This window comes from Pseudomonas sp. AL03 (genome assembly GCF_029960815.1).
Taxonomy (GTDB): domain Bacteria; phylum Pseudomonadota; class Gammaproteobacteria; order Pseudomonadales; family Pseudomonadaceae; genus Aquipseudomonas.
In genome coordinates this window covers 207,790-234,389 of sequence record NZ_JASBRE010000003.1, presented here as the reverse complement: position 1 = coordinate 234,389, position 26,600 = coordinate 207,790, and the positions used below count along the sequence as shown (strand labels likewise).

The following is a 26,600-nucleotide window of genomic DNA, read 5'->3' as shown; positions in this document are numbered from 1 at the left end:
TCACAGGGAACTTCAAGTTGTTATTGGAGGCCGGTTCTGGCGCGCTCTGTCCGCTTACGGCTGGGGTACGTGCTTGCGCCTTTCGCGACCTGCTGATATTGACCTGATGTGGACACTGAAAAAGGAACGGCAGTTGAACGAACAGACATTGTCCATGCGCCTGGAGCGCGTGGTGGCGCATGTGCCAGCAGGTGCGCGCCTGGCCGATATCGGCTCGGATCACGGCTACCTGCCGGTGGCGTTGATGCGCCGTGGCGCCATCGCGGCGGCGGTGGCCGGCGAGGTGGCATTGACGCCGTTCCGCTCGGCCGAACGTACCGTGCGCGCGAACGGCCTGGACCCACGGATCACCGTGCGCCTGGCCAATGGCCTGGCGGCGATCGAGCCGGGAGACGGGATTACGGCGATCAGTATCTGTGGCATGGGCGGCGAGACGATCCGCGACATCCTCGACAGCGGCAAGGCGCACCTGCGCGGCCAGGAGCGCCTGATTCTGCAGCCCAACGGCGGCGAGCAGCCACTGCGCCAATGGCTAATGGAAAATGGCTACCGCATCCTCTGCGAGGAAGTGCTGCGGGAAAACCGTTTCGACTACGAAATCATCGTCGCCGAGCGCGCCGGGCCGGTGATGTACACCGCCGAGGAGCTGTACTTCGGCCCGCTGCAGATGCAGGCACGCAGCCCGGCGTTCCTGGTCAAGTGGCAGCGCATGCTGCGCCACAAGCAGCAGACCCTGACCCACTTCGCCCGGGCACGGCAGGCCGTGCCCGAGGAGAAGGTGCGGGACGTCGCCCGACAGGCCCGGTGGATCACCGAGCTGCTGGCTTGAGCCTGAGACGAAGCGAGGGCCAATATGAATCGCCCTCAGATTCGTAGACACATCTGAGGGTTTGTGCCCTGGGGAAGATTGCGAATGAGGGAATGGGGCTCTGCGTGTTGCCGTATGGAATTGCGAGCAAAGGTGCAGTACTTTGTATTTGTAACGCCCTCGTGCCGCAAACCTGTTCTGGTTGGAAGGTGGATTTCATGAACAACATCATCTACATCGTCGGTTTAGTTGTGGTCGTCGTGGTTATCCTGTCGTTCCTCGGATTTGCATAGGTTCGAAGGCCACTTTGTTCCTCGTTTGTGTTCGATTTTCCCTGACGTGGGCGTCCGCCTCACTGGCGCTCTACTAATTTCTGCACTCCGCCAACACCACTTTGCAGGTATTCGGCGTGCCGCCGGATCGGCCGGCGTAGCGTATGCAATTATCCAGGGATTTTTTGCGAGCCATGTTCAAGGTGGAGCCCCAAGCCAGGCCGCCCTCGCCAGCAGTGGGTAGCGCTTTTGCAAAGCAGCTTGAGCCTGTGCTTGGGGCCAAATAGCGAGTCGTGGCAGCTTTGCCTGTACATCCTGCTGTCAGCGCCAGGTTGATGGCGAGCAGGGAGGGTAGGAACCATGACGAGCATTGGCGCGCTGTTTTTCCGGTCATCCCATTTCCCCATTATCAAGAGGCTAGAGGCGTGTTTGTGGTCGTGTTCCACTCAGATTAGACCGTGTTGCGCCTGCCCTTGGGTCGGTTTAGCGGATTTAGCGCATTTGGGCAGGGCCTTAAAACACACAACGGCTGATGCTGCGGTTAAACTTCGCGCTCTTTCTAAAGGAGTTCATATGAGTTACTACCAGCCGGGCATTCTCGCCACCCCAGTACCGCCTCAAGCCCGTCATATGTTCTTCGCACTTCAATCCGCCGCTGCATTGCCGGCCGCGCTGGAAAATCTGCAGGGGCTGGTAGACGGGAAGTCGGCAGTGGCCGGTTTCGGTGAATCCCTGGTCAAGGCCCTTAAAGGGCAAATCGAAGGCCTGCGCACCTTTCCAGCGTTGACCGGTGTCGGCGTTGACAACCCGTCGACCCAGCACGCCCTGTGGTGCTGGTTGCACGGTGTCGACCGTGGCGAATTGCTCAATCGCAGCAACGCCATCGAAGCCGCGCTGGCACCCGCCCTGCGCCTGGTGGAGATGAACGAAACCTTCCGCCACCTCACCGGCCATGACCTGACCGGTTACGAAGATGGCACCGAAAACCCTCACGACGAAGCCGCGGTCGCCGCCGCGCTGGTAAGTGACGGCGCTGACGGAAGGGTCGGCGGCAGCTTCGCCGCGATCCAACAGTGGCAGCACGACCTGAAGGGCTTCCACGCGATGCCGTCCCATGAGAAGGACAACATCATGGGCCGTCGTTTGAGCGACAACGAAGAGATCGACGACGCGCCGATCTCCGCGCACGTCAAACGCACCGCCCAGGAAAGCTTTGCCCCCGAGGCATTCGTGGTGCGCCGTTCCATGCCCTGGATCGAAGGCGACCGCGCCGGCCTGATGTTCCTGGCCTTCGGTTTCTCCCTCGACGCCTTCGAAGCTCAACTGCGGCGCATGAGCGGTCTGGAAGACGGCATCACCGACGGTTTGTACCGCATCAGCCGACCGATCACCGGCGGCTACTACTGGTGCCCGCCGCTCAAGGACGGCCATCTTGACCTGCGCGCACTGGGCGTCGGCTAACCATCAGGGAGTGAATATGAACGTGGTGCGCTGGGGCATGATCGGTTGTGGCAGCGTCGCTGAACGCAAGAGCGGGCCGGCTTTCTACAAGGTGCCTGGCTCGGCGCTGGTGGCGGTGATGGGCCGGCGTCTGGAAGCGGTGACGGATTACGCCGCGCGCCACGGCATCGCTCGGGTCCACACCGATGTCGAAGCGCTGATCAACGATCCCGAAGTGGACGCGGTGTACATCGCCACACCACCTGACAGTCATCACGCTTACGCCTTGCGGGTGGCCGCCGCCGGTAAACATTGCTGCGTCGAAAAACCCATGTCGCTGAATGCCGGGCAAAGCCGTGAAATGCAAAAGGTCTTTGCCGATGCCGGGCTGCACCTGTTTGTTTCTTACTACCGTCGCTCACTGCCGCGCTTCCAGCAGGTGCGGCAATGGCTGGAAGAGGGGCGGATCGGCGAGGTCCGGCACTTGACCTGGACGCTCACGAAAGCGCCATCGGCGGCGGATCAGGATGGCACCGATAACTGGCGTACCGACCCGGAAATTGCTGGTGGTGGTTATTTCGCCGACCTGGCCAGCCATGGCTTCGACCTGTTCCAGTACTTGCTCGGTGACATCGTCGAAGTCGCCGGATTTACCGCTCGGCAAGCCGGTTTGTATGCCGCTGAAGACGCCGTCAGCGCCAGTTGGCGTTTTGCTGGCGGGGCCTTGGGTATGGGCTGCTGGATTTTTGTTGCAGATCGCCGCGAAGATCGGGTCGAACTGATCGGTAGCAAAGGCCGGATTACCTTTTCCGTATTCGATGAACATCCGGTTCAGCTTGAAGCCGATGAAAAACTCAGCCTGCACATCGACAATCACCCGCACATTCAGTGGCATCACGTGTTGGGCATGAACGCGCACATTCGGGGTGAAGCGCAGCATCCGGCCGTGGCCGAACAGGCATTGAAAACCGATTGGGTGATGGACCAGATCCTCAAGCGCGATTAACGCATGGCTGAATGCCCCGCCGATGTAGCAGCTGCCGAGCCCGCGAGGCTGCGTTCGGCTCGGGCTGCGTTCGGACGCAGCAGTTGTGAAATCAGGTAGTGCGGTGTGTCAGGGTAACTTTGCATGCAGGGTATACGACTGCTGGCGCAGCCACCCGCAGCCTCGGTCGTTTGCGTTACGTCCCGGCCCTCGATGCGTTGATCAAAACCAGAGACGCCTGCTCATCCAGTGGGACCGGATCGCCGCATCGCCGCTCCCACAATGGTTAGTGGTCGTCAGAAGGATTTGCTGATACTCGCCACCACCGTCGCGGTGCAGACGTCGCCGAACCCGTAGTTGCTGATGCATTGGCTTTTCGACAAATCGGTATCGATGTAACTGAGGCCCACCAACACGCCGGCCAAATCATGAGTCAATTTCGCCTCCCATTCGTGGTACGCGTCCTCGGCGTGACCGTTTGACGAGTACAGGCGCGGGTCTTTGAAATCCATTTCGCCGTAACGCAGTTTCAGGCCCAGCCCATAGGGCAATTCAGTTTCATAACCGACGTAGCGGTAGAGCGAACTCTGTTTGCTGTCGATACCGGGCGCATCAGCGGAGTAATAGGCCGCGAGTTTCACGCCATAGACGTTGAGAATGCCGTAGACCTCGCTCTGGTTGAACTGGCCTTCTTTTGAGTAGGCATATTTGAGGTAGCCGACGTCCAGGCTGACGGCGTCGGTGGCTTGCCAGAGCCAACCGGCGTAGTAGTCGATTTCCTGCCGGGTTTTCAGGCCGCCACCGAAGTCGACGTTTGAACTCCATGCGCCCAGGTACAAGCCAGTGCTGTGGGCCAGGGTTACGCCGGCTTGCACGGCGGGGTCGTTCTGAGTTTGCGAAATGCCGCGGGTGCGGTAGTCGCTGGCGAGAGTCAGGTCGACCAGCACGGAGAAATCGTCATTCAAGGGCATCGCCTGGCTGCTCAAAGGCAGCAAACTCAAAGAACCGAGGGCGAACAGGGTGAAAGCTTTCATGGGGTGCGTCCCGTTATTGTGATTGTTATGGGCAGTTTTTTTGGGCAAGGCTTGCCGAGCCCCGGCGATGAGCGCGGGGCGGGCAGTGGTTTCAGGTGATTGTTCTTAGAAAGTCGGTGCGTAAACTTCGCGCCCGGCGAACCAGGTTTGCAGCACTTGGGTGTCGTGCAGGGCTTTGTTGTCGACGCTGAACACGTCACGGTCGAGCACGATGAAATCAGCTTGCTTGCCGGGGCTCAACGAACCGATTTGCTTCTCTAACCCGATGGTACGGGCGGCGTTCAGGGTGTAGGCGTAAAACATCGTTTCGCGGTCGATGCGTTCATCGGCGTTCAGCACACCCAGCGGACCGTCGCGGGTGATGGCCTGGGCCATGGCGTTCCACGGGTTGGGCGAGGACACCGGCCAGTCACTGGCGCCCGCGATGGTCGCGGCCTGTTTGAGCAAGGAGTGCGCCGGGTACTGATAGCGGAAGGCGAGTGCGCTGACATACGGCTTGATCATGTCCAGGGTGTATTCGTCGGCGCTGGCCCACAGCAGTTGCATCGAGGCGATGACGTTGAGCGGTTTGAACCGCGCAAACTCTTTCGGGTTGACCATTTGCAGGTGCGTGATCGAATGCGTCACGCCGCTCTGGCGATCCTTGCACGCCTGGGCGATGCCATTCAGCGATTCGCGCACCGCGCGGTCGCCGATGGCGTGGATGTGCACCAGCCAGCCGCGTTGATCGATGGCGCTGACCAGTTCGCCGAAATGCTTAGGATCGATCAGCAATTCGCCCTGTTTGTGCGAGTTGGTGTAGGGATCGATCATCGCCGCGCTCTGGGCCGGGTATTCGATCACGCCGTCGGCGAAGATCTTGATGCCGGGCAGGGTCAGGTTGGGGATGCCCTGAAATTGCTGGCGGACTTTGTCCAGGGTGTCGAGGTCGGCCGGTACGCTTTTCGAATTGGCCACCAGCAGCGCGGCGACGTGAGCGGTCATGCCACCGGTTTCCGACAGCGCCTTGTACACCGGCAGCACGCCGACGGTTTTTTCCGTGGGAGTGAGGGCGAATACCGGCTCGCCGGGGGCGGCGTTGGCGGCGGGGTCCATCCACGCGGTGATGCCCTGGCTGTTGTTGTAGCGCACCGCGGTTTGCGCGGCCTTCAGCATGTCGGCGGCGCTCGGTACGGGCATTTTTGACGCGGCGCGATCCCAGCCGGCGTCCACCAGGAACCCGTTGGGGCTGCCATTGGCGCGCTTGCCGATGGTGTCTTTTTCGGCGTCCGGCAGGTTTTTCAGCAGCGCCGCATCAACGCCGGCGCGCTTGAGCATGACGTCGTTGGCCCACGCAGTGTGGTGGTCGCTGCCGGTGAACACTACGGGCACTTCGGCCCATTCCCCTGTGTTGAATGTCTTGCCGAAGGCCTCGGCCTGGGCCCAGTAAGCGGAACTCATGCCGGCCACGCTCAGCACATCGCCCTGTTTCGCTTTGCCATCGTCACGCCAGGCGCGCAGGCGTTTTTCCAGCTCAACGAGGTCGACCACCTCGTCTCCCATGTTGGCCGAGGCCATTTCCAGACCGCCGAAAATCGCGTGGGAATGGCTGTCGATCAGGCCGGGCATCAGGGTCTTGCCGCCCAGATCGATGACTTTGGTTCCCGACTCGATCAAGGCCTTGATCTGCGCATCGCTGCCGACCTGCAACACTTTGCCGTCCTGCACCGCCAACGCCTGAACCTTGGGCTGGCTGCGGTCGGCGGTGAAAATCTTGCCGTTCAGCAACACCAGATCGGTCGCTGCCATGGCTTCCAACGAGGCAAAACACACTGCCACCATCAATAGATTCGGGATGAATTTTTTCATTGAATGTTTCCTTGTTATTGCGTCTGATGGCCAGATTAGTGGCTTGTCACGGCAAGCAGAACGCCTCGCTCACGAAAAACGTTTTTGCCTGAATGGAAAAAGAATGGACAAGTTGGGTGCATTGAAAATGTTCGTGGTCACGGCGCAACTGGGCAGTTTCAGCCGCGCCGCCGAGCAACTGGGCAAGACGCCTTCGGCCCTGACCAAAGCGGTCAATCACCTGGAAGCCGAGCTTGGCGCCCGGCTGTTCGAGCGCAGTACCCGGCGAATTCTGCTGACGGAAGTGGGGCGGCTCTACCTGGAAACCGCGCGTCAGGTATTGCAACGGTTGGAGGAGGCCGGCGAGGAAATCGAGCAAATGCAGCATGGCCTGCGCGGCAGTCTGAAAATCACCGCGCCGCTGGCCTATGGGCAGGCCTTTCTTGATCAGGTGTGTGGTGGATTTCTGGAGCAATACCCGCAGATCAATCTGCAAGTGGACCTGTGCGATGAGTTCGTCAATCTGCTGGAAAGTGGCTACGACCTGGCGTTGCGCGAAGGTCATGACGACTTGCCGGGGTTGATCGCCCGCGTCGTCGGCAGTAACCGTCTGGCGTTGTGCGGCAGCCCGGCTTATCTGGCGCGCAAGGGGCTGCCGGTGACTCCGCAAACCCTCGATGACCACGAATGGTTGCTGTATCGCCATCCGTTGCTCAGCCGCGAATTCTGGTGGGCCGAGCGCGACGGCCAGCGGTTGAGCCTGCCGCAACCGCAGGCGCCGCGCTTGCGCAGCGACAATTACGACCTGCTGCTGGCCAATGCGCTGGCGGGGCGCGGGTTGCTGCACACGCCGCTGTGGAGTGCCGCGCCGTATCTGGCCGACGGTCGACTGGTGCGGGTGATGGCCGACTACGACATCGATCCGGACAGCTTTGGCGCGCACATTCTGGCGGTGTACCCGAGCCATCGGCGGGCGACCGCCAAAGTGGTGGCTTTCATCGATTACATCGCAGGTTTTCTGGCGTCTCGTGACTTGAATGATGACGCCGGCCACTCTCGTCACTGACCTGGCTCCCCCTGTAGGAGCTGTCGAGTGAAACGAGGCTGCGATCTTTTGACTTTGATTTTTAAAGGCAAGATCAAAAGATCGCAGCCTCGTTTCACTCGACAGCTCCTACAAGTCCTTGTCAGGAAAAAAGCAAAAGAGTACAAATGTACTCCATGACGACTTTAACTCCCCGCCGTACCGCCATCCTGACGTTTATCCGCGATCGAATCGCTGAACACGGTCAGTCCCCGAGCCTCGCTGAAATCAGCGAGGCGTTCGGTTTTGCCTCCCGCAGCGTGGCGCGCAAGCATGTGCTGGCGCTGACCGAAGCCGGTTTCATCGAGGTCAATGCGCATCAGGCCCGGGGCATTCGTTTGCTCGGGCAACCGGCGCGGCCCGAGCTGCTGGATATTCCGGTACTCGGTCGGGTGGCGGCGGGTGCGCCGATCGGTGCCGATGCCGAGGTTCACAGCCGCTTGCTGCTCGACCCGTCGATCTTCTCGCGGGTGCCGGATTACATGCTGCGGGTCCAGGGCGACTCGATGATCGAGGACGGCATTCTCGACGGCGATCTGGTGGGCGTGCACCGCAATCCCGAGGCGGTCAACGGCCAGATCGTCGTCGCGCGACTCGACGGCGAAGTCACCATCAAACGTTTCGAGCGAGTCGGCGATGTTGTCCGACTGCTGCCGCGCAACCCGGCCTATAAGCCGATCATCGTCGACGCCGATCAGGACCTGGCCATCGAAGGGGTGTTCTGCGGCCTGGTGAGGCAAGGGTGATGGGCGCCGTCGTTGCGCTGGATACGCTGTTCAATGGCGGCCAGGTCTGGAAGGGCCGGCCTGCGCCACCGGCCGTCAGCCCGCAACCCACCGGGCATGCCGCGCTGGATGCGGCGTTGCCTACTGGCGGTTGGCCGGAAGCGGCGCTGACCGAAATCCTTTTGGCCGGGCAGGGCGTCGGTGAATTGCAACTGGTGTGGCCGGCGTTGGCGCGGTTGTCGGCCGCGGGCGAGCGCATCGTGCTGGTGGCACCGCCTTACGTGCCGTATCCCCAGGCCTGGCAGAACGCCGGGGTCGATCTGCGCCAGTTGTCGATCATCCAGGCCAGCGAGCGCGATGCGCTGTGGGCGGCCGAACAATGCCTGCGTTCGGGCAGTTGCGGTGCGGTGTTGTGCTGGCCGCACAAGGCTGATGACCGGGCGCTGCGGCGCTTGCAGGTGGCGGCGGAAACCGGCTCGACCCTGGCGTTCGCCTATCGCTCGATCAATGAAGCCATCAACCCTTCGCCAGCCGCTTTGCGCATCGCCATCGACGCCAGGCCTGCGCAATTGCGAGTGCTCAAGTGCCGGGGCGGGTTGGCGCGCTCGGCGCCGATTGCCTTTCCCGTGGGGCATTGAGGTTGCCATGCGCTGGGTCTGCATTCTTTTCCCGCAATTGGCGCTGGACGCGGTACTGCGTCAGCGCTCCGATCCCGATGCGCCGCTGGCGCTGTTGACCGGCCCGGCCCAGCGTCGGGTGTTGCAGGCGGTCAACGGTTCGGCGCGGGCGCTGGGCTTGCGTCCCGGCCAGTCGATGACCGCCGCGCAGGCGCTGAGCAAAGGGTTTGCCACGGCCGAATACGATGCCGCCGAGATCGAACACTGGCAGCAGTTTCTGGCTGCATGGGCCTACCGCTTCAGCGCTCAGGTCAGCGTGCATTACCCGCGTGCGGTGGTGTTTGAAATCGAGTCCAGCCTGGGATTGTTCGGCGCCTGGCCGCAATTCGAGGCGCGGTTACGGACCGAGCTCGGCGAACTGGGGTTTCGCCATCGGATTGTTGCCGCGCCCAACCCGGCGGCCGCGCGGGTGCTGGCCAACGCGTATGACGGTCTGGTGGTGCCCGACGATCAAGCCTTGCACCATCATCTTGGGCAGTTGCCCATCGACCGGATCGGGCTGGAGACCAGCGTCGCCACGGCGTTGTCGCGCATGGGGCTGCGCACTTTGAGTCAGGTTCAGGCGTTGCCTCGCCATAGTCTGGCCCGGCGTTTCGAGGCCCAGGTGCTCAAGCATCTGGACACCTTGCTCGGGTTACGGCAGCTGGCGCTGGCGTTCTATCTGCCGCCGGACCGCTTCGATGTGCGCATCGAGCTCAACTTCGATGTGCAGTCCCATCAGGCGCTGCTGTTTCCGTTACGCCGATTGACCGGTGACCTGTCGGCGTTTCTTTGCGGGCGGGACAGCGGCGTGCAGCGTTTCGACCTGCACCTGGAGCATGCCGGGTTGCCGGACACCCTCATCAAGGTCGGCCTGCTCAGCGCCGAACGTGATCCGGCGATGCTCTTCGAACTGGCCCGAGGGCGGCTGGAACAGGTTCAGGTCGAGGCCCCGGTGCGCGGTTTTCGTCTGCGCGCCGAAGACTTGCCGGCCTTCGTTCCCCAGTATCAGGAGCTGTTCGACGACCGTCCGCAGCAGTCCTTGCCCTGGGAGCAACTGCGCGAACGCTTGCGGGCGCGGTTGGGAGATGGCGCGGTGCAGGGTTTGCGGTTCCAGGCCGATCACCGGCCGGAATGCGCGTGGCAGGCCAGTGTCGACAGTCAGCGCTGTGGCGGGCTGCCTGCAGTGCAACGACCGGGCTGGCTGCTGACTGAACCGCTGGCGGTGCACGAAGGTTCGACACGCATCCTGATGGGGCCGGAACGCATCGAGTCCGGGTGGTGGGACGGTGACGATGTGCGCCGCGATTATTTCCTGATTGAAACCCGCTCCGGCCAGCAGGGCTGGGCCTATCGTGCGGTCGGTGAGGACGGCCGGTTGTGGCTGCAGGGGTGGTTCGCATGAGCATCGACTATGCCGAACTGCACTGCCTGTCGAACTTCAGTTTCCAGCGCGGTGCTTCCAGTGCCCTCGAACTGTTTCAGCGGGCGAAAAAACAGGGCTATCAGGCCTTGGCAATCACCGATGAATGCACCCTGGCCGGTATCGTCCGCGCCTGGCAAGCGGCCAAATCCGTGGAGCTGCCGTTGATCATCGGCAGCGAAGTGCGGATCGAGAACGGCCCGAAACTGGTGCTGCTGGTGGAAAACCTCGAGGGTTACCAAACCCTGTGCCGACTGATTACCCGAGCCCGACGCCGAACGCAGAAAGGCCAGTATCAAGTGCTGCGGGAAGACTTCAGCGAACCCCTGCCGGGGCTGTTGGCGTTGTGGGTGCCGGACGCTGTCGATGACGTTGAACAGGGCCACTGGCTGAAGCAGACCTTCGCCGAACGCCTGTGGCTGGCCGTCCAGCTACATCGCGGCCAGGACGATACACGACGGCTGGCTGCGCTGCTGACCCTGGCGGGCGAACTGCGAATCCCGGCAGTGGCCAGCGGCGATGTGCACATGCACGCTCGCGGCCGGCGCGCCTTGCAGGACACCATGACTGCGATCCGTCATCACGTGCCGGTGGCGGAGGCCGGGTTGCGTCTTCATCCCAATGGCGAGCGGCATGTGCGCAGTCTCGATGCGCTGCAATCGATCTATCCGCAAACACTGCTCGACGAAACGCTGAACATCGCCCGACGCTGCACCTTCGACCTCGGTCAGTTGCGTTATCAATATCCCCGGGAGTTGGTACCGCAAGGCCAGACTGCCACGTCCTGGCTGCGTCATTTGACCGAAGAGGGCATCGCGTGGCGTTGGTCAAAAGGCCCGCAGGCCAAGGTGCTGACGCAGATCGACAAGGAACTGGAGCTGATCGCCGAGCTGGGCTACGAAAGCTATTTCCTGACGGTTCACGACATTGTGCGTTTCGCCCGTGAGCAAAAAATCCTGTGTCAGGGCCGTGGTTCGGCGGCCAACTCGGCGGTGTGTTTTGCCTTGGGGATCACGGAAATCGATCCGGATCGCACCACGCTGTTGTTCGAGCGCTTTCTCTCCAGGGAACGCAACGAGCCGCCGGACATCGACGTCGATTTCGAACATGAGCGTCGCGAAGAAGTCTTGCAGTACGTGTTCCAGCGTTATGGCCGGACCCGCGCGGCGCTCACGGCGGTGGTCAGCACGTATCACGCGGCCGGCGCGGTGCGTGATGTGGCCAAGGCCTTGGGGTTGCCGCCGGATCAGATCAACGCCCTGGCCGATTGCTGTGGCCACTGGAGTGATGCAACACCGCCCGTGGAACGCCTGCTTGAAGGCGGGTTCGATCCCGAGAGCCCGGTATTGCGCCGGGTGCTGAGCCTGACGGGGCAGCTGATCGGTTTCCCTCGACACCTGTCCCAGCACCCCGGCGGTTTCGTGATTTCCGAGCAGCCTCTGGACAGCCTGGTCCCGGTGGAAAACGCCGCCATGGCCGAGCGCACCATCATTCAGTGGGACAAGGATGACCTCGACGCGGTCGGGCTGCTCAAGGTGGATATTCTGGCGTTGGGCATGCTCAGTGCGATCCGCCGCTGTTTCGATCTGTTGCGCCGCCATCGCCATCGGGACCTGAGCCTGGCGACGATCCCGGCCGAAGACCCGCAAACCTACGACATGATCGGTCGTGCCGACACCATCGGCGTGTTCCAGATCGAGTCCCGGGCGCAGATGTCGATGCTGCCGAGGCTCAAACCCCGGACCTTCTATGACCTGGTGATCGAGGTGGCGATCGTCCGTCCGGGGCCGATTCAGGGCGGGATGGTGCATCCGTACCTGCGACGCCGGAACAAGGAAGAACCCGAGGTCTATCCGTCACCGGCACTGGAAACCGTGCTCAAGCGCACGCTGGGTGTGCCGCTGTTTCAGGAACAGGTCATGCAGATTGCGATTGTCGCCGCCGACTACAGCCCCGGCGAGGCCGATCAGTTGCGCCGCTCCATGGCGGCCTGGAAACGCCACGGCGGGCTCGAACCGCACAAGGATCGCCTGGCCGCCGGGATGAAGAAAAACGGCTACACGGCAGAATTTTCCGCGCAGATCTTCGAGCAGATCAAAGGCTTCGGCAGCTACGGTTTTCCCGAGTCACACGCCGCCAGTTTCGCCTTGCTGACTTACGCCAGTTGCTGGTTGAAATGCCACGAGCCGGCGGCCTTCGCCTGTGCGCTGATCAACAGCTGGCCCATGGGTTTCTACAGCCCGGACCAGATTCTGCAGGACGCGCGCCGGCATCATTTGCAGATTCGCCCGGTGGACGTGCGCGCCAGTGACTGGGATTGCAGCCTCGAACCGATCACCGGTGCCCAGCCGGCGATTCGCATGGGGTTGCGGATGATCAAGGGTTTTCGCGAGGACGATGCCCGGCGCATCGAAACGGCGAGGTCGAAGGGGACGTTTGTCGACATTGCCGACCTCGGCGAGCGGGCACGACTCGATGCCCGCGCCCAGGAGCAACTGGCCGATGCCGGTGCGCTGCGTGGGCTGGCCGGCGACCGTCATCGGGCGCGCTGGGAAGTGGCGGGTGTACAGAAACAGCTCGGCTTGTTTACCGGTCTGCCGAGTCAGGAGGAGGGCGCGGTGTCGTTACCCAAACCCACCGTGGGCGAGGACCTGCTAGCCGATTACACCAGTGTCGGCACCACGCTCGGTCCGCATCCGCTGGCGTTGTTGCGGGGTGAATTGAAGGCCCGGCGTTGCCGCAGTTCGAAGGAGCTGCTGGATGTCGAGCATGGAAGACCGGTCAGCGTCGCCGGGCTGGTGACCGGTCGGCAACGGCCGGGTACCGCCAGTGGCGTGACCTTTGTCACCCTTGAAGATGAGTTCGGCAACGTCAACGTGGTGGTCTGGCGCGACTTGGCCGACCGGCAGCGCCAGGTGTTGGTCGGCTCGCAATTGCTCAAGGTTGATGGGCGCTGGGAAAAGGAAGGCGAGGTGCGGCATTTGATTGCCGGACGGTTGAGCGACCTGAGTCCATTGCTCGACGGCATCAGTGTGCGCAGCCGGGATTTTCGTTAGCCGTGGGAACGATCACGCCCTCATTTACCCAAAGGCCAAAACCGCTCCCCACCCCCCGGGGCATCCGTCCACGCCTGCAACGACCGTGTCGGCAAGTCAAAATAATCCCGAGTACGCGCATACCCATGCCCACCCATCCGCCCAATCGCATCCAGCCCCAGCTGATCGATATACAGGGTTTTCGGGTCGATCAATTCATCCCGCACATGGGCCATCAGCACTTCGCCAAAGATAATCTCCCGCGACTGCCCGATGGACAGCGCCATCATCCGCCGACACTCCAGAGCCACCGGTGCTTCGCCGATTCGTGGGCATTTGACCGTGGTGCCGGGAATGGCGGTAAGGCCGGCGGCAGTCAGCTCGTCGAAACCGGGGGCAAACGGCACGGCGCAGACATTCATGGCTTCCACCAGGGCATCGCTGACGATGTTTACGGTGAATTCCTGGTTGAGCTGGATATTGCGAGTGGTGTCCTTGGGACTTTGGTCTCCGTAGTTTTCCACGCCTAGCGCGAGGATCGGCGGGTCGGCCGAGAGGGCGTTGAAGAAGCTGAAGGGCGCGGCGTTGATCCGACCCTCACCGTCGATGGTGGTGACCAGGGCAATCGGCCGTGGCACCACGCTGCCGATCAGAATCTTGTACTTGTCTCGCGGACTCAATTGGCTGAAGTCGAAGCTTTGCATGGGCAGAACTCTCTAAAGAAGTGGATCAATCGCGCTCAGCGGCGCGTGTGCGCTGTAGTCATCAGCGAACGGGATGGCCGGTTTGAACAGGCCTTTCCAGTCCGGTTGGCCGAAGGCCCGGTCGCTGTGGCTGCGCATCAGTTTTTCGAATTGTTGTTGGGCCTGGCGTTGCAGGGCGGGGTAGTCGACGCCTTGAACCTGACCGTTTTGCATGACGCAGCGGCCGTCGATGTAGCTGGCGATGCAATCGTCACCGCGCCCGGCCAATACCAGGTTTTTCAGTGGGTCGAACAGCGGCCCCAAATGCAGGCCGCAAAGGCTGAACACCGTGATGTCGGCTTTGGCCCCCGGCGCCAGACGGCCGAGATCGTCTCGGCCCAAGGCTTTGGCGCCACCGAGCGTGGCGGCGTTGTAAAAGTCCAACGTACTGGTCAAAGCACCATCGCCCTCCATCAATCGCGCGATGTTCAGACCCTGGCGCATGTTCTCCAGCAGGTCCGCCGGCCAAGTGTCAGTGCCCAAGGCGAAGTTGACGCCCTTGGCCCGATAGCGACCGAAAGAGTTCAGCGCCTCGCCGTCACGGGCAAACACCACTGGGCAATGCACCAGACTCGCGCCGCCATCCACCACGCGTTGCAGATCGTCATCACCAGAGGTGTAGATGCCGTGGGGTAACAGACTGCGCGGGGTCAACAGGTCCAGTTGCTGCAACCAGGTCAGGGGCGATACGCCGCGCAGTTGCTCGACCATCGCCACTTCACCGAGCCCCTGGCAGCAATGCAAACGCATCGGCGCGTTCAGTTCCCGACTCAACGCAGCGGTGCGTTGCAGCAGGGCCGGGGTGCAGGTCTGGATGCGGTCCGGCAGCAGCGCGCCGCGAATCAAACCCTCGTGAGCACCGTCGAAGTCATGGAAAAACCGAACAGCCGCATCGAGCCCGGCCATTCCACGCGCTTCGTCCCAGTGGTGCCCCAAGGTTCCGTCAGCGCGCCAGTAACTCATGCCGCTCATGTAGCAGGGACCGAGGTAAGTTCGCAGCCCCAACTCGGCAGCGACACCGGCCACCGCAGAAAACTCGTCGTAAGTCTCGGCCCACTCGCGGTAGTACATCGAGGTGATCGGCATGGCGGTGGTGATGCCGTTGCGGATCAACTGAGTGAAGGCATAGCGGTACTTGAAGACTTCTTCATCCGCGGTGTAACTCTCCCGCGGACCGCTCGCCAGATAGTCCTCGGACCACATCCGACCCATGTCGCGTTCATCGCCGTTGTCCAGCGTCAGCACCGTCGAATCAAGATCCCCGAGCGCATCCAGATCGATAAAACCCGGACCGATCAACGCGTTGCCGTAATCAATCCACTGATCCACCGGGCCCGGATAATCACGACCGACAAACACGATGTGCGAACCTTCGAACACCACTTCGCCGTCGCGCCACAGCACATGCTGTGTGCCGTCGAACCCGACCACGCAGCGGGCTTTCAAAGCAATCCGTTTCACAAGCGACTGTCCAGCAGTTGGCCGCCGGAAGCGATCAGCTCGCCGCCGCGATAAACCTGGCGCACCGGCCGCGACACCACCGCCTCACCCAGCGTTTGCACCGGCATCAGCAAAAAGTCCGCCGGCTGGCCGATCTCCACCCCATACCCTTCACAACCCAACGCCCGAGCACCATTCACCGTCGCCGCTTCGAACGCCGCCGCCAGTTCATCGTCCTTGTTCAAGTCGAACCGGAACGCCAACAACATCGCCCGTTCCAGCATGTCGCCGTTACCCATGGGCGACCAGGCATCGCGAATGCCGTCCGAACCCAGACAGACATTCACCCCGGCCTCGCGCAGGGCGAGGAACGGCGGCACCGCACAATCGGCCGGCGCCGAGCTCATCAACGAGATGTTCAGTGCCGCCAGACGCTCGGCCACCGGTTTAACCTGGCTCCACGGCAACATCCCAAGGCAGTAGGCGTGGCTGATCATCACCCGACCCTGACACCCGAAGCGCTCGGTGTAATCGGCGATCCGCGCGATCTGCCACAGGCCCAGTTCTCCCTTGTCGTGCAGGTGAATGTCGACGCCACGCTCGAATTCGCTGGCCAGTTTGAACACGAAGTCGAGCTGCGCGATCGGGTCGTTGTCGATGCCGCAAGGGTCGAGGCCACCGACGTTTTCAACGCCCAGGGCCATGGCTTCGCGCATCAGTTCGGCGGTGCCGGGGCGGCTGATCAGGCCGGTTTGCGGGAACACCACCAGTTGCAGGTCGATCAGGTCGCGGTAACTTTCGCGCAGTTGCTGCATGGCCTCGACATGGCGCAGGCCGAATTCCGGGTCGATATCGACGTGACAACGCATCGTCAGCGAGCCACGGGCGATGCAGTTTTCCAGCAGCGCGCCGGCGCGTTGAGCGATGGGCGCGTCGACTTCACGCAGCACGCGGCGCTCGTTGGCGATGTAATCCTTGAGCGTCGGCCCGGCGCTGTTCGCACGCCAGGGTTGGCCCCAGAGGGTTTTGTCCAGGTGGATGTGGCTTTCAACCAGGGCAGGGGTGAGGAGCTGGTTTTGGCCGTCGATGTCGGTGGCGGTGAGGACCGCAGTCGATGCCGGGCGGTGTTGCTTGAACAGGCCGTTTTCGATCAGCAGGTCTTTGGCGGTTGAACCGTAGGGCCGCACATTGCGCAGCCAGCGGGGTTGGGTCATATCAAGCCTCAAATTGGGTGGTGTATTCGCTGGCCTCTTCGCGGGCAAGCCTCGCTCCTACAGTTCGTTGTCGATCACAACGTTGTGATTCAACCCGAATCCCGTAGGAGCGAGGCTTGCCCGCGAAGGCCGCGACTCGGTCTCAAGCCAGTCAATCAACCCTTGAGCTTCGACCAGATCCGATCCTGCAGCTCACGCGCCTTGTTGCTGCACTCTTTTTCCGGGCGCAGGCGCGAGGCAAACTCGTCGGGCATGTTGATGGCGTCCATGACCCGCCATTTGGCGTCGATCAACTTGTCGCTTTGAATGCCGTTGTCGTAGGCGATGGCGTTGGACACGGCCGCGGCGTTTTCCGGCTTCATCATCCAGTCGATGAAGATCTTCGCGTTGCCAGGGTGCGGGGCGCTTTTCGGCACGGCGAAGTTGTCCTGGAACATGGCCAGGCCTTCGCGCGGGTACACGTACTTGATGGTGCTTTTTTGCAACGTGGCCCGGGCGGTAGAGCCGTTCCAGTTCTGCATCATGATCACCTCACCGGAAGCCATGCGGTCGACGGTGTTGTCCGAGCTGTACATCTTCAAGTGCGGTTTCTGTTTTTGCAGCAGCTCCAGAATGCGCTTGGCGTCCTGCGGGTTTTCGCTGCATTCGTCGACGTTCAGGTAATGACTGGCCGCGTTGATCACACTGCTGGAGGTGTCGAGTGCGGCGAGTTGGCCTTTGAGTTCCTTGCGCGGTTCGAAGAATTCTTTCCACGAATCGTCCAGCCTGCCGCCGGGCACCCGCGCACTGTCATAGGAAAACCCGGTGGTGCCCCACAGGTACGGTGCGGAGAATTTGCGGCCCGGGTCGAAACTCGGGTTGCGGAACGCCGGTTTGACGTACTGGAAGTTGGGCAGGGACGCGGCGTCGATTTCCAGCAGCAGGTCCTGGTTGATCAACGTGCGCATGATCGACTGCGACGGCACGATCACGTCGTACGCCGCGCCACCGGCCTGTAACTTGGCCAGCAAGGTTTCATTGCTGTCGTAGCCGTCCATGGTGACCTTGATCCCGGTCTCCTTTTCGAACTTGGCCAGCAGTTCCACCGGGTAGTAGTCGGTCCAGTTGTAGAAGAACAATTGCTTGGGCTCGGCGGCCAGTGCGGTGAAAACGGTGAAGCAACTGAGGGCCAGACCGGCGACGCCGTAACGCATGCTTTTCAGTTTCATAGGCTTTCTATTCATAACAGCAGGCTCCAGACTCATTGGTTTTTGCCGCGCTGTCCCAGCCAGAAGGCCAGCACCACCAGCACGATGGAAATCACCAGCATCAGGGTCGAGATCGCGTTGATCTCCGGCGTGACACCGGACTTGATCGCCGAGAAGATGTACACCGGCAACGTTGTCGAACCGGGGCCGGCGACGAAGAAGGTCATGATGAAATCGTCGAGGCTGACCACGAACGCCAACACCGACCCGGACAACACCGCTGGCCACAGCAGCGGCAAGGTGACCCGGCGAAACACCTGCCACGGGTTGGCGTACAAATCGTTCGCCGCCTCCAGCAAGCTCTTGTCCAGGTCATTGAGCCGCGCGCGGATCGGCAGGTACGCGAAGGGAATGCAGAAGCCGATGTGCGCGACAATCACCGTCAGCAAACCGAGCTTGATCCCCAGCGCCATGAACAGCAGCAGGGTGGCCACGGCGGTGACGATCTCCGGCAGGATCAGTGGCAGGTTGATCCCGCCCTCGATCATCTTCTGTCCGTAAAACGGCCGATAGGTCGCCAGCGCTGCGAGCAACGCAATGGCCGTGGCGCAGACCGTGGCGATGCTGGCGACGATGATCGAATTCAACGCGGCGGTCTGGATCGACGGGTTCGCCAGAATCCGTCCGTACCAGGCGAAGGAGAACTCGGTCCACACCGTTGCCGAGCGGTTGGCGTTGAAGCTGTAGGCGATCAGCACAAAGATCGGCACGTACAGGTAGGCCAGGATCAACAGGCTGAATTCACGGGTCAGTGGCAGTTTTTTCAAGTGCAGGGCGATCATGCGGTGGCTCCCCGACGCAGGTTCTTGGCGGCCTTGCGGCTATAGAGGGCGTAAAGCACCAGGGACAGCAGCAGAATCCCCAGCAGCAGGAACGACAACGAACTGCCCAGCGGCCAGTTGCGCGCGGTGCCGAACTGTTGCTGGATCAGGTTGCCGATCATCAGCGTCTTGCCTCCGCCGAGAATCGCCGGGGTGATGAAGGCGCCGAGGCTCGGTACGAACACCAGCAGCGCACCGGCAATCACGCCGGGCATCGACAGCGGCAGAATGATCCGCCGCAACGCGTGCCAGCGGTTGGCGCCAAGGTCGTAAGCCGCTTCCACCAGACGCCAGTCGAGTTTCTCCAGGGTCGAGTAGATCGGCAAAATCATGAACGGCAGGAAGCTGTAGACCAGCCCGACGCTGACGGCGAAGTCGTTGTAGAGCAGGGTGATGCCACCGGCCTGGGGGAACAGTGCATTAATGCTTTGGGCGACCCAGCCGTGTTCGCGCAGGATGATCAGCCAGGCGTAATTGCGGATCAGCAGGTTGGTCCAGAACGGAATGGTGATCAGCAACACCATGAGGTTGCGCCGGCGCGGGGTCAGGCTCGACATCCACAAGGCGACCGGGAAGCCAAACAGAAAACACAGCAACGTGGTGCCACCGGCCTGGAACACCGAGCGCAACAGCGCCTGGGCGTAGACCCAGTTCAGTTCCAGTTCACCGTCGAAACCTTCCTGGAAAAACAGCTGCACGTAGCTTTGCAATTGCCAGTTGGCCTGCCAGTCGACGCCACCGTAAACGTTGCGTGGCAATAGGCTGATGTAGCCCATGATGCCGAGCGGAATGGCAATCAGCGCCAGCAAAGTCAAAACCACCGGGCTGAGCAACAGCGCACGGTTAAGGGCGGGAGAAGTGCTGCTGACGCTCATCTCAGGCCTCCATCAACAGGCAGGCGTGGGGCGGCAGGTTGACCGCGACGCGATCACCGACCACCCGGCCGCGGTTCAGGCCTTCGTTGTTCTCGCGCAGCATGACTTTGATGTCGTTGTTCAATCGGCATTGGTAAAGGGTCGCGGTGCCGACATACAACACCGCTTCAATCACGCCGCGCAGGTGATGCGGTTGCGTAGGGTCGACCAGTTGCGAACGCTCCGGGCGGAAGGCCAATTGCACGGCCGCGCCGTCGAAGCCTTGGGCCGGGCAGGGGATTTCCACCGGCATGCCATTGGGCACGAAGAGCTTTTCGTTCTGCTGACCGCGCTTGAGATGGCCGGGGAGAAAGTTGATGTCGCCAATGAACTGGGCGACAAACTGATGCTGCGGGCGTTCGTAAATGTCGTTGGGCGTACCGATCTGCAGGATCTTGCCGGCGGACATCACGGCAATGCGATCAGACAGGGTCAGGGCTTCTTCCTGATCGTGGGTGACGAAAATGAAGGTGATCCCGGCTTCCTTCTGCACGCGCTTGAGTTCGACCTGCATTTCCTTGCGCAGCTTCAAGTCCAGCGCCGACAGCGGTTCATCCAGCAACAGCACTTTGGGTTTCGGCGCCAGGGCCCGAGCCAGCGCCACGCGCTGCTGCTGGCCACCGGACAACTCGGCCGGTGTGCGCTTGGCCAGGTGTTGCATTTGTACCAGTGCCAGCATCTCATCGACCCGTTGCGCGATGAGCTTGCGATCAAGACCCTGCATCTCGAGGCCGAAGGCGATATTCTGCGCGACACTCATGTGCGGAAACAGCGCGTAGCTCTGGAACACTGTGTTGACCCGGCGCTTGAACGGCGGCAAGTCATTGACCGGTTCGCCGGCCAGACGAATCTCGCCCTCGCTGACCTGTTCGAAACCGGCGATGGTGCGTAACAAGGTAGTTTTACCGCAGCCGGAAGGGCCGAGCAGGGTGAAGAATTCGTTGTCGGTAATGTCGACTGAAACGTTGTCGAGGGCTGGAGCCAACCCCGGATCGTCGGAATACCGTTTAGATACATTACGCACTTCGATTGCGACTGGACGACCCATAATGGTGCATTCCTCTAATTATTGTATGCAATATCTGGATGCAATTTAGAAATACCCGGATTAACCTGCTCGCGCAACCCCCTTTTTCAATGGCTGCTCATCGCCAGGGGGCGGTTGTTTCGCGCAATAGGAGTGTTCAGATGTCCGAGAAAAAACTGGAGACCACGGTCGACCGTGTCTACCAAGGGGTTTACGAGGCAATCAGCAAACGTTCATTGCGTCCCGGCATGAAGCTTGGCGAAGCGTCATTGGCCGAACTTTTTAATGTCAGCCGGACGTCGGTTCGTGCTGCACTCAAACAGTTGGAGGCCGACGGGCTGGTCACCACCGAACCCAACAAAGGCGCGTCGGTGTCGTTGCCGAGTGATGAAGAAATCCGTTCGTTGTTCGAAACCAGGCGTCTGATCGAAATCGGCATCGTCACCGAACTCTGCCGCCGGCGTGATTCCGCCGTGACCCAGGACTTGCGTGATCACTTGCTGCTGGAGGATGAAGCGCACCGCAGTGGCGACCATGAGCGGCTGATTCATCTGCTCGGCGAGTTCCACATCAAACTCGCGCAAAGCCTGAATAACCCGGTGCTGCTGGACTGGTTCCGCAAGCTGATATCCCGCGCCTCGCTGTACGCCGCCGCGCTGGATGACGACAGCCATGAAGCCTGCCGCGACGATGAACATTTGCGGCTGATCGAGTTCATCGAAGCGGGCAATCAAAGTGCCGCGATCGAACTGACTTGCATGCATTTGAATGGCATTGAGAAAGCGATCCTCGACGTCGCCGCCACGTTGAAAACCGGCTACCACCCGCTCAAGCACCTGATCGAGGTGTGAGGGTGGGATCCGTAGCAGCTGCCGAGCCTCGAGGCTGCGAACGCAGCCTCGCAGGCTCGGCAGCTGCTACAGGGTTTTCCTCAGGAAAATCCACAAAAATCTGCTGGTGAAGAATCAGCTAACCTCTATGAAACCATTGGCGACCGCAATGCTCGAAACAAACGGGCACGCACCGTCCACATGCCGTTGCAATCCCTCAAGCCAGCTCATCTACAGGGATACACAATCAGTCGATGCAGTTTCTAGACGATAGCCACAGGTGTGCCGGCTGGAACGGTGAAATGGCCAGGCGTATCTGCGCGTTCGACTGGAGCGTGACTGAGTTGGGGGGCATGGACACCTGGCCCGCAAGCCTGTGCAGCGCGGTGCAGTTGATGCTCGCGTCCCCACTGCCGATGGTGATGCTGTGGGGTCGTGCGGGTTACATGATCTATAACGATGCGTACTCGACGTTTGCCGGTGGCCGACATCCTTACCTGTTGGGCTCCCCGGTGGAACTGGGCTGGCCGGAAGTCGCCGAGTTCAATCGGCATGTGGTCGACACCTGCCTGGCCGGCGGCACATTGTCCTATCGCAATAAAGAGTTTGTGCTTTTGAGGGACGGCATACCCGAAGACGTCTGGCTGGACCTCTATTACAGCCCGGTGGCTGATGATGAGGGGAAACCGGCCGGGGTCATGGCGATGGTGGTCGAGACCACCGAGCATGTGATTTCCGAACGCCGTCGTCAGGCCGCCGAGGACGCCTATCACGCCGACAACGAACGGGTGCGCCTGGCGCTCAATGCCGGGGCTTTGCTCGGCTCGTTCGTCTGGGACATCAAGGGTAATGTGCTCTCCGGCGATGAGCGTTTCGCCCGCACCTTTTCTTACCCGCCCGAGCAAAACCTGACCGACTTGCCAACGGACATCGCCGAAGCACAGATCCATCCCGATGACCGCAGTTGGGTGCAGGAACAGATCAATCAATCAGTGGAAACCGGCGAACCCTTTAACGCCGAGTATCGGGTCCAGCGCCCTGGTGGCAGTTATCTGTGGGTGCAAGCGAGTGGTGGCTGCGAGTTCAATAAACAGGGCGAACCGTTCCGTTTTCCCGGGGTGTTGATCGACATCCACGAACGCAAGACCGCCGAAGAATCCTTGCTCAAGTTCACCCGCAACCTGGAGCAACGCGTTGCCGACGAAGTCGAAGCGCGGCTGGCCGCTGAAGAACAACTGCGTCAATCCCAGAAACTCGAAGCCATCGGCGGCCTCACCGGCGGCGTGGCCCATGACTTCAACAACCTCTTGCAGGTGATCGCCGGCAACCTGCACTTGCTGGCGCGGCATGAACCGGACAACGCCAACGTGCAGCGCCGGGTCAGTGCGTCGATTGCCGCGGTCGAGCGCGGCGCCAAACTGTCTTCGCAATTGCTCGCGTTCGCCCGTCGTCAGCCCTTGTCGCCAGCAGTCTGCGATCTGCGGCAGGTCTTTGACGGACTCGGTGAATTGTTGCAGCGAGCGCTGGGGGAAACCCTCCAGATCAATGTCTGCGCAGATGAAGCCCTTTGGCACATCTACGTGGACCGCAATCAACTGGAAAACGCCATCCTCAATCTGGCGATCAATGCCCGGGACGCCATGAAAGGCGAGGGGACCATTAACCTGAGCGCCGAGAACATTGTCCTGGATAGCAAGTTTTGTGCAGGCAAGGGCATCGTCGCCGGTGACTATGTTTGTGCAGCGGTGGCTGACACGGGTGTCGGCATGTCGCCGCAGGTACTCGCACAGGCTTTCGAACCGTTTTTTACCACCAAGGCCGACGGCCAGGGCACGGGGCTTGGATTGAGCATGGTGTTCGGTTTCGTCAAGCAGAGTGGCGGGCATATCGAGATTTCCAGCGTGGTCGGGCAGGGCACTCGGGTGCAACTGTATTTCCCTCGCAGCCTGCGTCCGATGCAGAGCGAAACGACACTTCACGATCCGCAACAACGAGGCGGACACGAAACCATTCTGGTGGTCGAGGACAACGAGGCGGTGCGCAGCGCTGCGGTGGAATTACTGAGCGAAGCAGGTTATCAAGTCCTGACGGCTGCCAACGGTGACGTCGCCATGCAGATGTTGCTGGAGGGCGCGGCAGTGGACCTGATTTTCACCGACGTGGTCATGCCCGGCCTGATCAAAAGCTCGGACCTGGCCGCCTGGGCCAAGGTGCAGACGCCGCCGGTGGCCGTGCTGTTCACCTCGGGCCACACCCGTGACATTATTTCGCGCAATCACCAACTCAGCCCCGACACCTGGCTGCTGAGCAAACCCTATGGTCCCGAGGCGCTCACACAGATGGTCCGCACGGTGCTCAATGGCTAACCCGATTTGATCGTTGATCGTTCCCACGCGGAGCGTGGGAACGATCAAACGTCAGAGTTCTTTCCGCTATTTAACCAAGGCAGGTCCATGACTTCCAACCCTCCCTCAGGCATGGTCAGGGTGCGCGGCGCCCGGGAACACAATCTCAAAAACGTCGATGTCGACATTCCCCGGGATGCCCTGGTGGTGTTCACCGGCGTGTCCGGTTCGGGGAAGTCGTCACTGGCGTTCTCGACCCTCTACGCCGAAGCGCAACGCCGCTATTTCGAATCCGTGGCGCCTTATGCGCGGCGACTGATCGATCAGGTCGGGGTGCCGGACGTCGACTCCATCGAAGGCTTGCCGCCGGCGGTGGCCCTGCAACAACAACGGGGCACACCGAGCACGCGGTCTTCGGTGGGCAGCGTGACGACGTTGTCGAGCCTGATCCGCATGCTTTACTCCCGGGCCGGCAGTTATCCGCCGGGGCAGCCGATGCTGTATGCCGAAGACTTTTCGCCCAATACGCCCCAGGGCGCGTGTCTGGAATGCCATGGGTTGGGACGGGTTTATGAAGTCACCGAAGCCCTGATGGTCCCGGACCCGAGCCTGACCATTCGCCAGCGCGCGGTCGCCTCCTGGCCCACCGCCTGGCAGGGACAAAACCTGCGCGACATTCTGGTGACCCTGGGTTACGACGTCGACAAACCCTGGCGCGATCTGCCGAAAAAGCAGCGCGACTGGATTCTCTTCACCGAAGAAACACCGACGGTGCCGGTGTACGCCGGGCTCACCCCCGAAGAAACCAACGTCGCGCTCAAACGCAAGATGGAGCCGAGTTACCAGGGCACGTTCACCGGCGCCCGGCGCTACATCCTGCACACCTTCAGCCATTCGCAAAGCGCGCTGATGAAGAAGCGCGTCTCTCAATTCATGCTCGGCAGCCCGTGCCCGCTGTGCGACGGCAAACGGCTCAAGCGCGAGGCGTTGTCGGTGACGTTTGCCGGTTACGACATCGGCGAATTGTCGCAGATGCCGTTGCTGCAAGTGGCGCAAGTGCTGAAGCCGGTGGCCGCTCACAGTTACCTCGAACAGGCCGACGAGGCGGGCGAGGTGTTGACGCACAGCCAGACCCGCGAGGCCCGTGAGCAGCGAGTCGCCCACGGCGCCAGTGGCCACGCCAACGCGCCGGATGTGCGCCACACACCGAATCTGTCTGTGGAGAAACGCCTGGCCGCGCAACGGATCGCTCAAGACTTGTTGGAGCGGGTCAGTACGTTAACTGATCTGGGGCTCGGTTACCTGGCGCTGGACCGCAGCACACCGACGCTGTCGTCCGGTGAGTTGCAGCGTCTGCGCCTGGCGACGCAATTGGGTTCGCAGTTGTTTGGGGTGATTTACGTGCTGGATGAACCGTCGGCCGGTCTGCACCCGGCGGATGGCGAGGCACTGTTCGAAGCCCTGCAACGCTTGAAAGCCGCTGGCAACACCTTGTTCGTGGTCGAGCATGACCTGGAAACCATGCGCCGCGCCGACTGGTTGATCGATGTGGGCCCGGCGGCTGGCGAGCATGGCGGCCGGATCCTGTACAGCGGACCGCCGCCAGGCTTGGCTGATGTGACGAACTCGCAGACACGTGCTTATCTGTTCGCCGAGCAGGCCACCCGGCCCCGAGCCAGCCGCCAGGCGACCGAATGGCTGCGGCTGGAAGGCATCACCCGCAACAACCTGAACAACCTCAGCGTCGAGTTTCCGCTGGGCTGTTTTACCGCGGTGACGGGCGTCTCGGGTTCCGGTAAATCGAGCTTGGTCAGCCAGGCGTTGCTGGAGCTGGTGGGCGCTCATCTCGGGCGCGCGGCAAGTGACAGCGAGCCGCAAGCGTTGAGCCTTGAGGACGACGCACCGCAAGTCAGCGGCGGTCAGGTCACGACGGGGCTGGAATCGATCAAGCGTCTGGTGCAAGTCGATCAGAAACCCATCGGCCGCACACCGCGCTCAAACCTGGCGACTTACACCGGGCTGTTTGACAACGTGCGCAAACTGTACGCCGCCACTCCCGAGGCGCAGGCCGAGGGTTACGACGCCGGTCAGTTCTCCTTCAACGTTGCCAAGGGCCGTTGCTCGACGTGCGAAGGTGAGGGCTTTGTCAGCGTCGAGTTGCTGTTCATGCCCAGCGTCTATGCGCCATGCTCGACCTGCCACGGCGCGCGCTACAACCCCGAGACGCTGGCGATCGTCTGGCAAGGCTTGAACATCGCCCAGGTGTTGCAGTTGACGGTGGATGAAGCGGTTACGGTATTCGCCGAACAACCGGGTATTCACCGCTCGCTGGAGGTGCTGCGCGATATCGGCCTGGGTTACTTGCGCCTCGGTCAGCCGGCGACCGAGCTGTCGGGCGGCGAAGCCCAACGGATCAAACTGGCCACCGAGCTGCAACGCAACCAGCGTGGGGCCACGCTGTATGTGCTCGACGAGCCCACCACCGGATTGCACCCAAGGGATGTCGATCGCTTGCTCGAACAGTTGAATACGCTGGTGACGGCGGGGCATACGGTGATCGTCGTCGAACATGAAATGCGCGTGGTTGCGCAGAGTGACTGGGTGATCGACATTGGCCCGGGGGCGGGGGATCAGGGCGGGAAGATTGTTATTGCAGGCACGCCGCAGAAAGTCGCCAAAAGCAAGAAGAGCCGGACCGCACCGTTTTTGGCCAGAACCCTCGGTTGATGA

At 61.5% G+C, this 26,600-nt stretch carries 21 protein-coding genes; 11 read left to right on the top strand and 10 right to left on the bottom strand.

Translation table 11 applies throughout. The features are described 5' to 3' along the window. Positions 1–133 precede the first annotated feature (133 nt). Positions 134–829: a tRNA (adenine(22)-N(1))-methyltransferase TrmK gene (locus QK293_RS05110; protein WP_282376090.1), complete on the top strand. Its 696-nt coding sequence runs from the start codon at positions 134–136 to the stop codon at positions 827–829. Between the two features lie 345 nt (positions 830–1,174). On the opposite strand, the gene QK293_RS05105 is transcribed toward QK293_RS05110, so the two are convergent. After that, positions 1,175–1,474, bottom strand: a complete 300-nt coding sequence (locus tag QK293_RS05105) for a hypothetical protein (RefSeq protein WP_282376003.1) — start codon at positions 1,472–1,474, stop codon at positions 1,175–1,177. Positions 1,475–1,653: 179 nt separating this feature from the next. On the opposite strand from QK293_RS05105, the gene QK293_RS05100 reads away from it, so the two are divergent. Beyond that, a complete protein-coding gene (locus QK293_RS05100) occupies positions 1,654–2,541 on the top strand; it encodes a Dyp-type peroxidase (RefSeq protein WP_282376002.1) in 888 nt (295 codons plus the stop codon). 16 nt (positions 2,542–2,557) lie between these two features. Beyond that, positions 2,558–3,526: a Gfo/Idh/MocA family oxidoreductase gene (locus tag QK293_RS05095; protein ID WP_282376001.1), complete on the top strand. Its 969-nt coding sequence runs from the start codon at positions 2,558–2,560 to the stop codon at positions 3,524–3,526. A gap of 275 nt (positions 3,527–3,801) precedes the next feature. Here the strand turns inward: QK293_RS05095 and QK293_RS05090 are convergent, their stop codons facing one another. Both QK293_RS05090 and QK293_RS05085 read right to left on the bottom strand, forming a co-directional pair. Beyond that, complete coding sequence (locus QK293_RS05090; RefSeq protein WP_282375999.1) at positions 3,802–4,539, bottom strand: TorF family putative porin; 738 nt, start codon at positions 4,537–4,539, stop codon at positions 3,802–3,804. A gap of 105 nt (positions 4,540–4,644) precedes the next feature. Beyond that, positions 4,645–6,387 carry an amidohydrolase gene (locus QK293_RS05085; protein ID WP_282375998.1) on the bottom strand — a complete coding sequence of 581 codons (1,743 nt, stop codon included), beginning with the start codon at positions 6,385–6,387 and terminating at the stop codon, positions 4,645–4,647. A gap of 103 nt (positions 6,388–6,490) precedes the next feature. Between QK293_RS05085 and QK293_RS05080 the strand changes: the two genes are divergently transcribed. From QK293_RS05080 to QK293_RS05060, 5 genes are all read left to right on the top strand, one after another. Beyond that, positions 6,491–7,432 carry a LysR family transcriptional regulator gene (locus QK293_RS05080; protein ID WP_282375997.1) on the top strand — a complete coding sequence of 314 codons (942 nt, stop codon included), beginning with the start codon at positions 6,491–6,493 and terminating at the stop codon, positions 7,430–7,432. A gap of 146 nt (positions 7,433–7,578) precedes the next feature. Next, complete coding sequence (gene lexA, locus QK293_RS05075; RefSeq protein WP_282375996.1) at positions 7,579–8,196, top strand: transcriptional repressor LexA; 618 nt, start codon at positions 7,579–7,581, stop codon at positions 8,194–8,196. Further along, a complete protein-coding gene (gene imuA, locus QK293_RS05070; RefSeq protein ID WP_033061610.1) occupies positions 8,196–8,813 on the top strand; it encodes a translesion DNA synthesis-associated protein ImuA in 618 nt (205 codons plus the stop codon). The genes lexA and imuA overlap by 1 nt, the downstream gene beginning before the upstream one ends. A 7-nt stretch (positions 8,814–8,820) precedes the next feature. Further along, positions 8,821–10,236, top strand: a complete 1,416-nt coding sequence (locus QK293_RS05065) for a DNA polymerase Y family protein (RefSeq protein ID WP_282375995.1) — start codon at positions 8,821–8,823, stop codon at positions 10,234–10,236. Further along, the gene (locus tag QK293_RS05060; protein WP_282375994.1) at positions 10,212–13,310 is read left to right on the top strand and encodes an error-prone DNA polymerase; all 3,099 of its coding nucleotides are present in this window, start codon (positions 10,212–10,214) and stop codon (positions 13,308–13,310) included. Before QK293_RS05065 ends, QK293_RS05060 begins: the two co-directional genes overlap by 25 nt. A 20-nt stretch (positions 13,311–13,330) precedes the next feature. Here QK293_RS05060 and QK293_RS05055 read toward each other — a convergent pair whose 3' ends face one another. The 7 genes from QK293_RS05055 to QK293_RS05025 all read right to left on the bottom strand — a co-directional run bounded on the left by QK293_RS05055 (position 13,331) and on the right by QK293_RS05025 (position 20,716). Continuing rightward, complete coding sequence (locus tag QK293_RS05055; protein WP_282375993.1) at positions 13,331–13,993, bottom strand: flavin reductase family protein; 663 nt, start codon at positions 13,991–13,993, stop codon at positions 13,331–13,333. 12 nt (positions 13,994–14,005) lie between these two features. Continuing rightward, the gene (locus QK293_RS05050) at positions 14,006–15,493 is read right to left on the bottom strand and encodes an amidohydrolase family protein (RefSeq protein WP_282375992.1); all 1,488 of its coding nucleotides are present in this window, start codon (positions 15,491–15,493) and stop codon (positions 14,006–14,008) included. Then, entirely contained in the window at positions 15,490–16,686 is a 1,197-nt protein-coding gene (locus QK293_RS05045) for an amidohydrolase family protein (RefSeq protein ID WP_282375991.1), read from the bottom strand. Before QK293_RS05045 ends, QK293_RS05050 begins: the two co-directional genes overlap by 4 nt. 155 nt (positions 16,687–16,841) lie before the next feature. Next, on the bottom strand, positions 16,842–17,894 hold the full coding sequence (locus tag QK293_RS05040) for an extracellular solute-binding protein (RefSeq protein WP_282376089.1): 1,053 nt from the start codon (positions 17,892–17,894) through the stop codon (positions 16,842–16,844). Positions 17,895–17,926: 32 nt separating this feature from the next. Continuing rightward, positions 17,927–18,715 (bottom strand): ABC transporter permease, encoded by a 789-nt coding sequence (locus QK293_RS05035; RefSeq protein WP_282375990.1) that lies wholly within the window; start codon positions 18,713–18,715, stop codon positions 17,927–17,929. After that, the gene (locus QK293_RS05030) at positions 18,712–19,629 is read right to left on the bottom strand and encodes an ABC transporter permease (RefSeq protein ID WP_282375989.1); all 918 of its coding nucleotides are present in this window, start codon (positions 19,627–19,629) and stop codon (positions 18,712–18,714) included. The genes QK293_RS05035 and QK293_RS05030 overlap by 4 nt, the downstream gene beginning before the upstream one ends. A 1-nt stretch (position 19,630) precedes the next feature. Beyond that, positions 19,631–20,716 (bottom strand): ABC transporter ATP-binding protein, encoded by a 1,086-nt coding sequence (locus tag QK293_RS05025; RefSeq protein ID WP_282375988.1) that lies wholly within the window; start codon positions 20,714–20,716, stop codon positions 19,631–19,633. 140 nt (positions 20,717–20,856) lie between these two features. On the opposite strand from QK293_RS05025, the gene QK293_RS05020 reads away from it, so the two are divergent. The 3 genes from QK293_RS05020 to QK293_RS05010 all read left to right on the top strand — a co-directional run bounded on the left by QK293_RS05020 (position 20,857) and on the right by QK293_RS05010 (position 26,597). Further along, entirely contained in the window at positions 20,857–21,546 is a 690-nt protein-coding gene (locus tag QK293_RS05020; RefSeq protein ID WP_282375987.1) for a GntR family transcriptional regulator, read from the top strand. A gap of 233 nt (positions 21,547–21,779) precedes the next feature. Beyond that, the gene (locus QK293_RS05015; protein ID WP_282375985.1) at positions 21,780–23,891 is read left to right on the top strand and encodes an ATP-binding protein; all 2,112 of its coding nucleotides are present in this window, start codon (positions 21,780–21,782) and stop codon (positions 23,889–23,891) included. Positions 23,892–23,978: 87 nt separating this feature from the next. Beyond that, the gene (locus QK293_RS05010; RefSeq protein ID WP_282375983.1) at positions 23,979–26,597 is read left to right on the top strand and encodes an excinuclease ABC subunit UvrA; all 2,619 of its coding nucleotides are present in this window, start codon (positions 23,979–23,981) and stop codon (positions 26,595–26,597) included. Positions 26,598–26,600: the final 3 nt, after the last annotated feature.

What these genes read in the sequence shown, in the direction of transcription:
- QK293_RS05105 (WP_282376003.1), bottom strand. Translation starts at nt 1,474, where the DNA reads ATGACCGGAAAAACAGCGCGCCAATGCTCGTCATGGTTCCTACCCTCC.
- QK293_RS05100 (WP_282376002.1), top strand. Translation starts at nt 1,654, where the DNA reads ATGAGTTACTACCAGCCGGGCATTCTCGCCACCCCAGTACCGCCTCAA.
- QK293_RS05095 (WP_282376001.1), top strand. Translation starts at nt 2,558, where the DNA reads ATGAACGTGGTGCGCTGGGGCATGATCGGTTGTGGCAGCGTCGCTGAA.
- QK293_RS05090 (WP_282375999.1), bottom strand. Translation starts at nt 4,539, where the DNA reads ATGAAAGCTTTCACCCTGTTCGCCCTCGGTTCTTTGAGTTTGCTGCCT.
- QK293_RS05085 (WP_282375998.1), bottom strand. Translation starts at nt 6,387, where the DNA reads ATGAAAAAATTCATCCCGAATCTATTGATGGTGGCAGTGTGTTTTGCC.
- QK293_RS05080 (WP_282375997.1), top strand. Translation starts at nt 6,491, where the DNA reads ATGGACAAGTTGGGTGCATTGAAAATGTTCGTGGTCACGGCGCAACTG.
- lexA (WP_282375996.1), top strand. Translation starts at nt 7,579, where the DNA reads ATGTACTCCATGACGACTTTAACTCCCCGCCGTACCGCCATCCTGACG.
- imuA (WP_033061610.1), top strand. Translation starts at nt 8,196, where the DNA reads ATGGGCGCCGTCGTTGCGCTGGATACGCTGTTCAATGGCGGCCAGGTC.
- QK293_RS05065 (WP_282375995.1), top strand. Translation starts at nt 8,821, where the DNA reads ATGCGCTGGGTCTGCATTCTTTTCCCGCAATTGGCGCTGGACGCGGTA.
- QK293_RS05055 (WP_282375993.1), bottom strand. Translation starts at nt 13,993, where the DNA reads ATGCAAAGCTTCGACTTCAGCCAATTGAGTCCGCGAGACAAGTACAAG.
- QK293_RS05045 (WP_282375991.1), bottom strand. Translation starts at nt 16,686, where the DNA reads ATGACCCAACCCCGCTGGCTGCGCAATGTGCGGCCCTACGGTTCAACC.
- QK293_RS05040 (WP_282376089.1), bottom strand. Translation starts at nt 17,894, where the DNA reads ATGAAACTGAAAAGCATGCGTTACGGCGTCGCCGGTCTGGCCCTCAGT.
- QK293_RS05035 (WP_282375990.1), bottom strand. Translation starts at nt 18,715, where the DNA reads ATGATCGCCCTGCACTTGAAAAAACTGCCACTGACCCGTGAATTCAGC.
- QK293_RS05030 (WP_282375989.1), bottom strand. Translation starts at nt 19,629, where the DNA reads ATGAGCGTCAGCAGCACTTCTCCCGCCCTTAACCGTGCGCTGTTGCTC.
- QK293_RS05025 (WP_282375988.1), bottom strand. Translation starts at nt 20,716, where the DNA reads ATGGGTCGTCCAGTCGCAATCGAAGTGCGTAATGTATCTAAACGGTAT.
- QK293_RS05020 (WP_282375987.1), top strand. Translation starts at nt 20,857, where the DNA reads ATGTCCGAGAAAAAACTGGAGACCACGGTCGACCGTGTCTACCAAGGG.
- QK293_RS05015 (WP_282375985.1), top strand. Translation starts at nt 21,780, where the DNA reads ATGCAGTTTCTAGACGATAGCCACAGGTGTGCCGGCTGGAACGGTGAA.
- QK293_RS05010 (WP_282375983.1), top strand. Translation starts at nt 23,979, where the DNA reads ATGACTTCCAACCCTCCCTCAGGCATGGTCAGGGTGCGCGGCGCCCGG.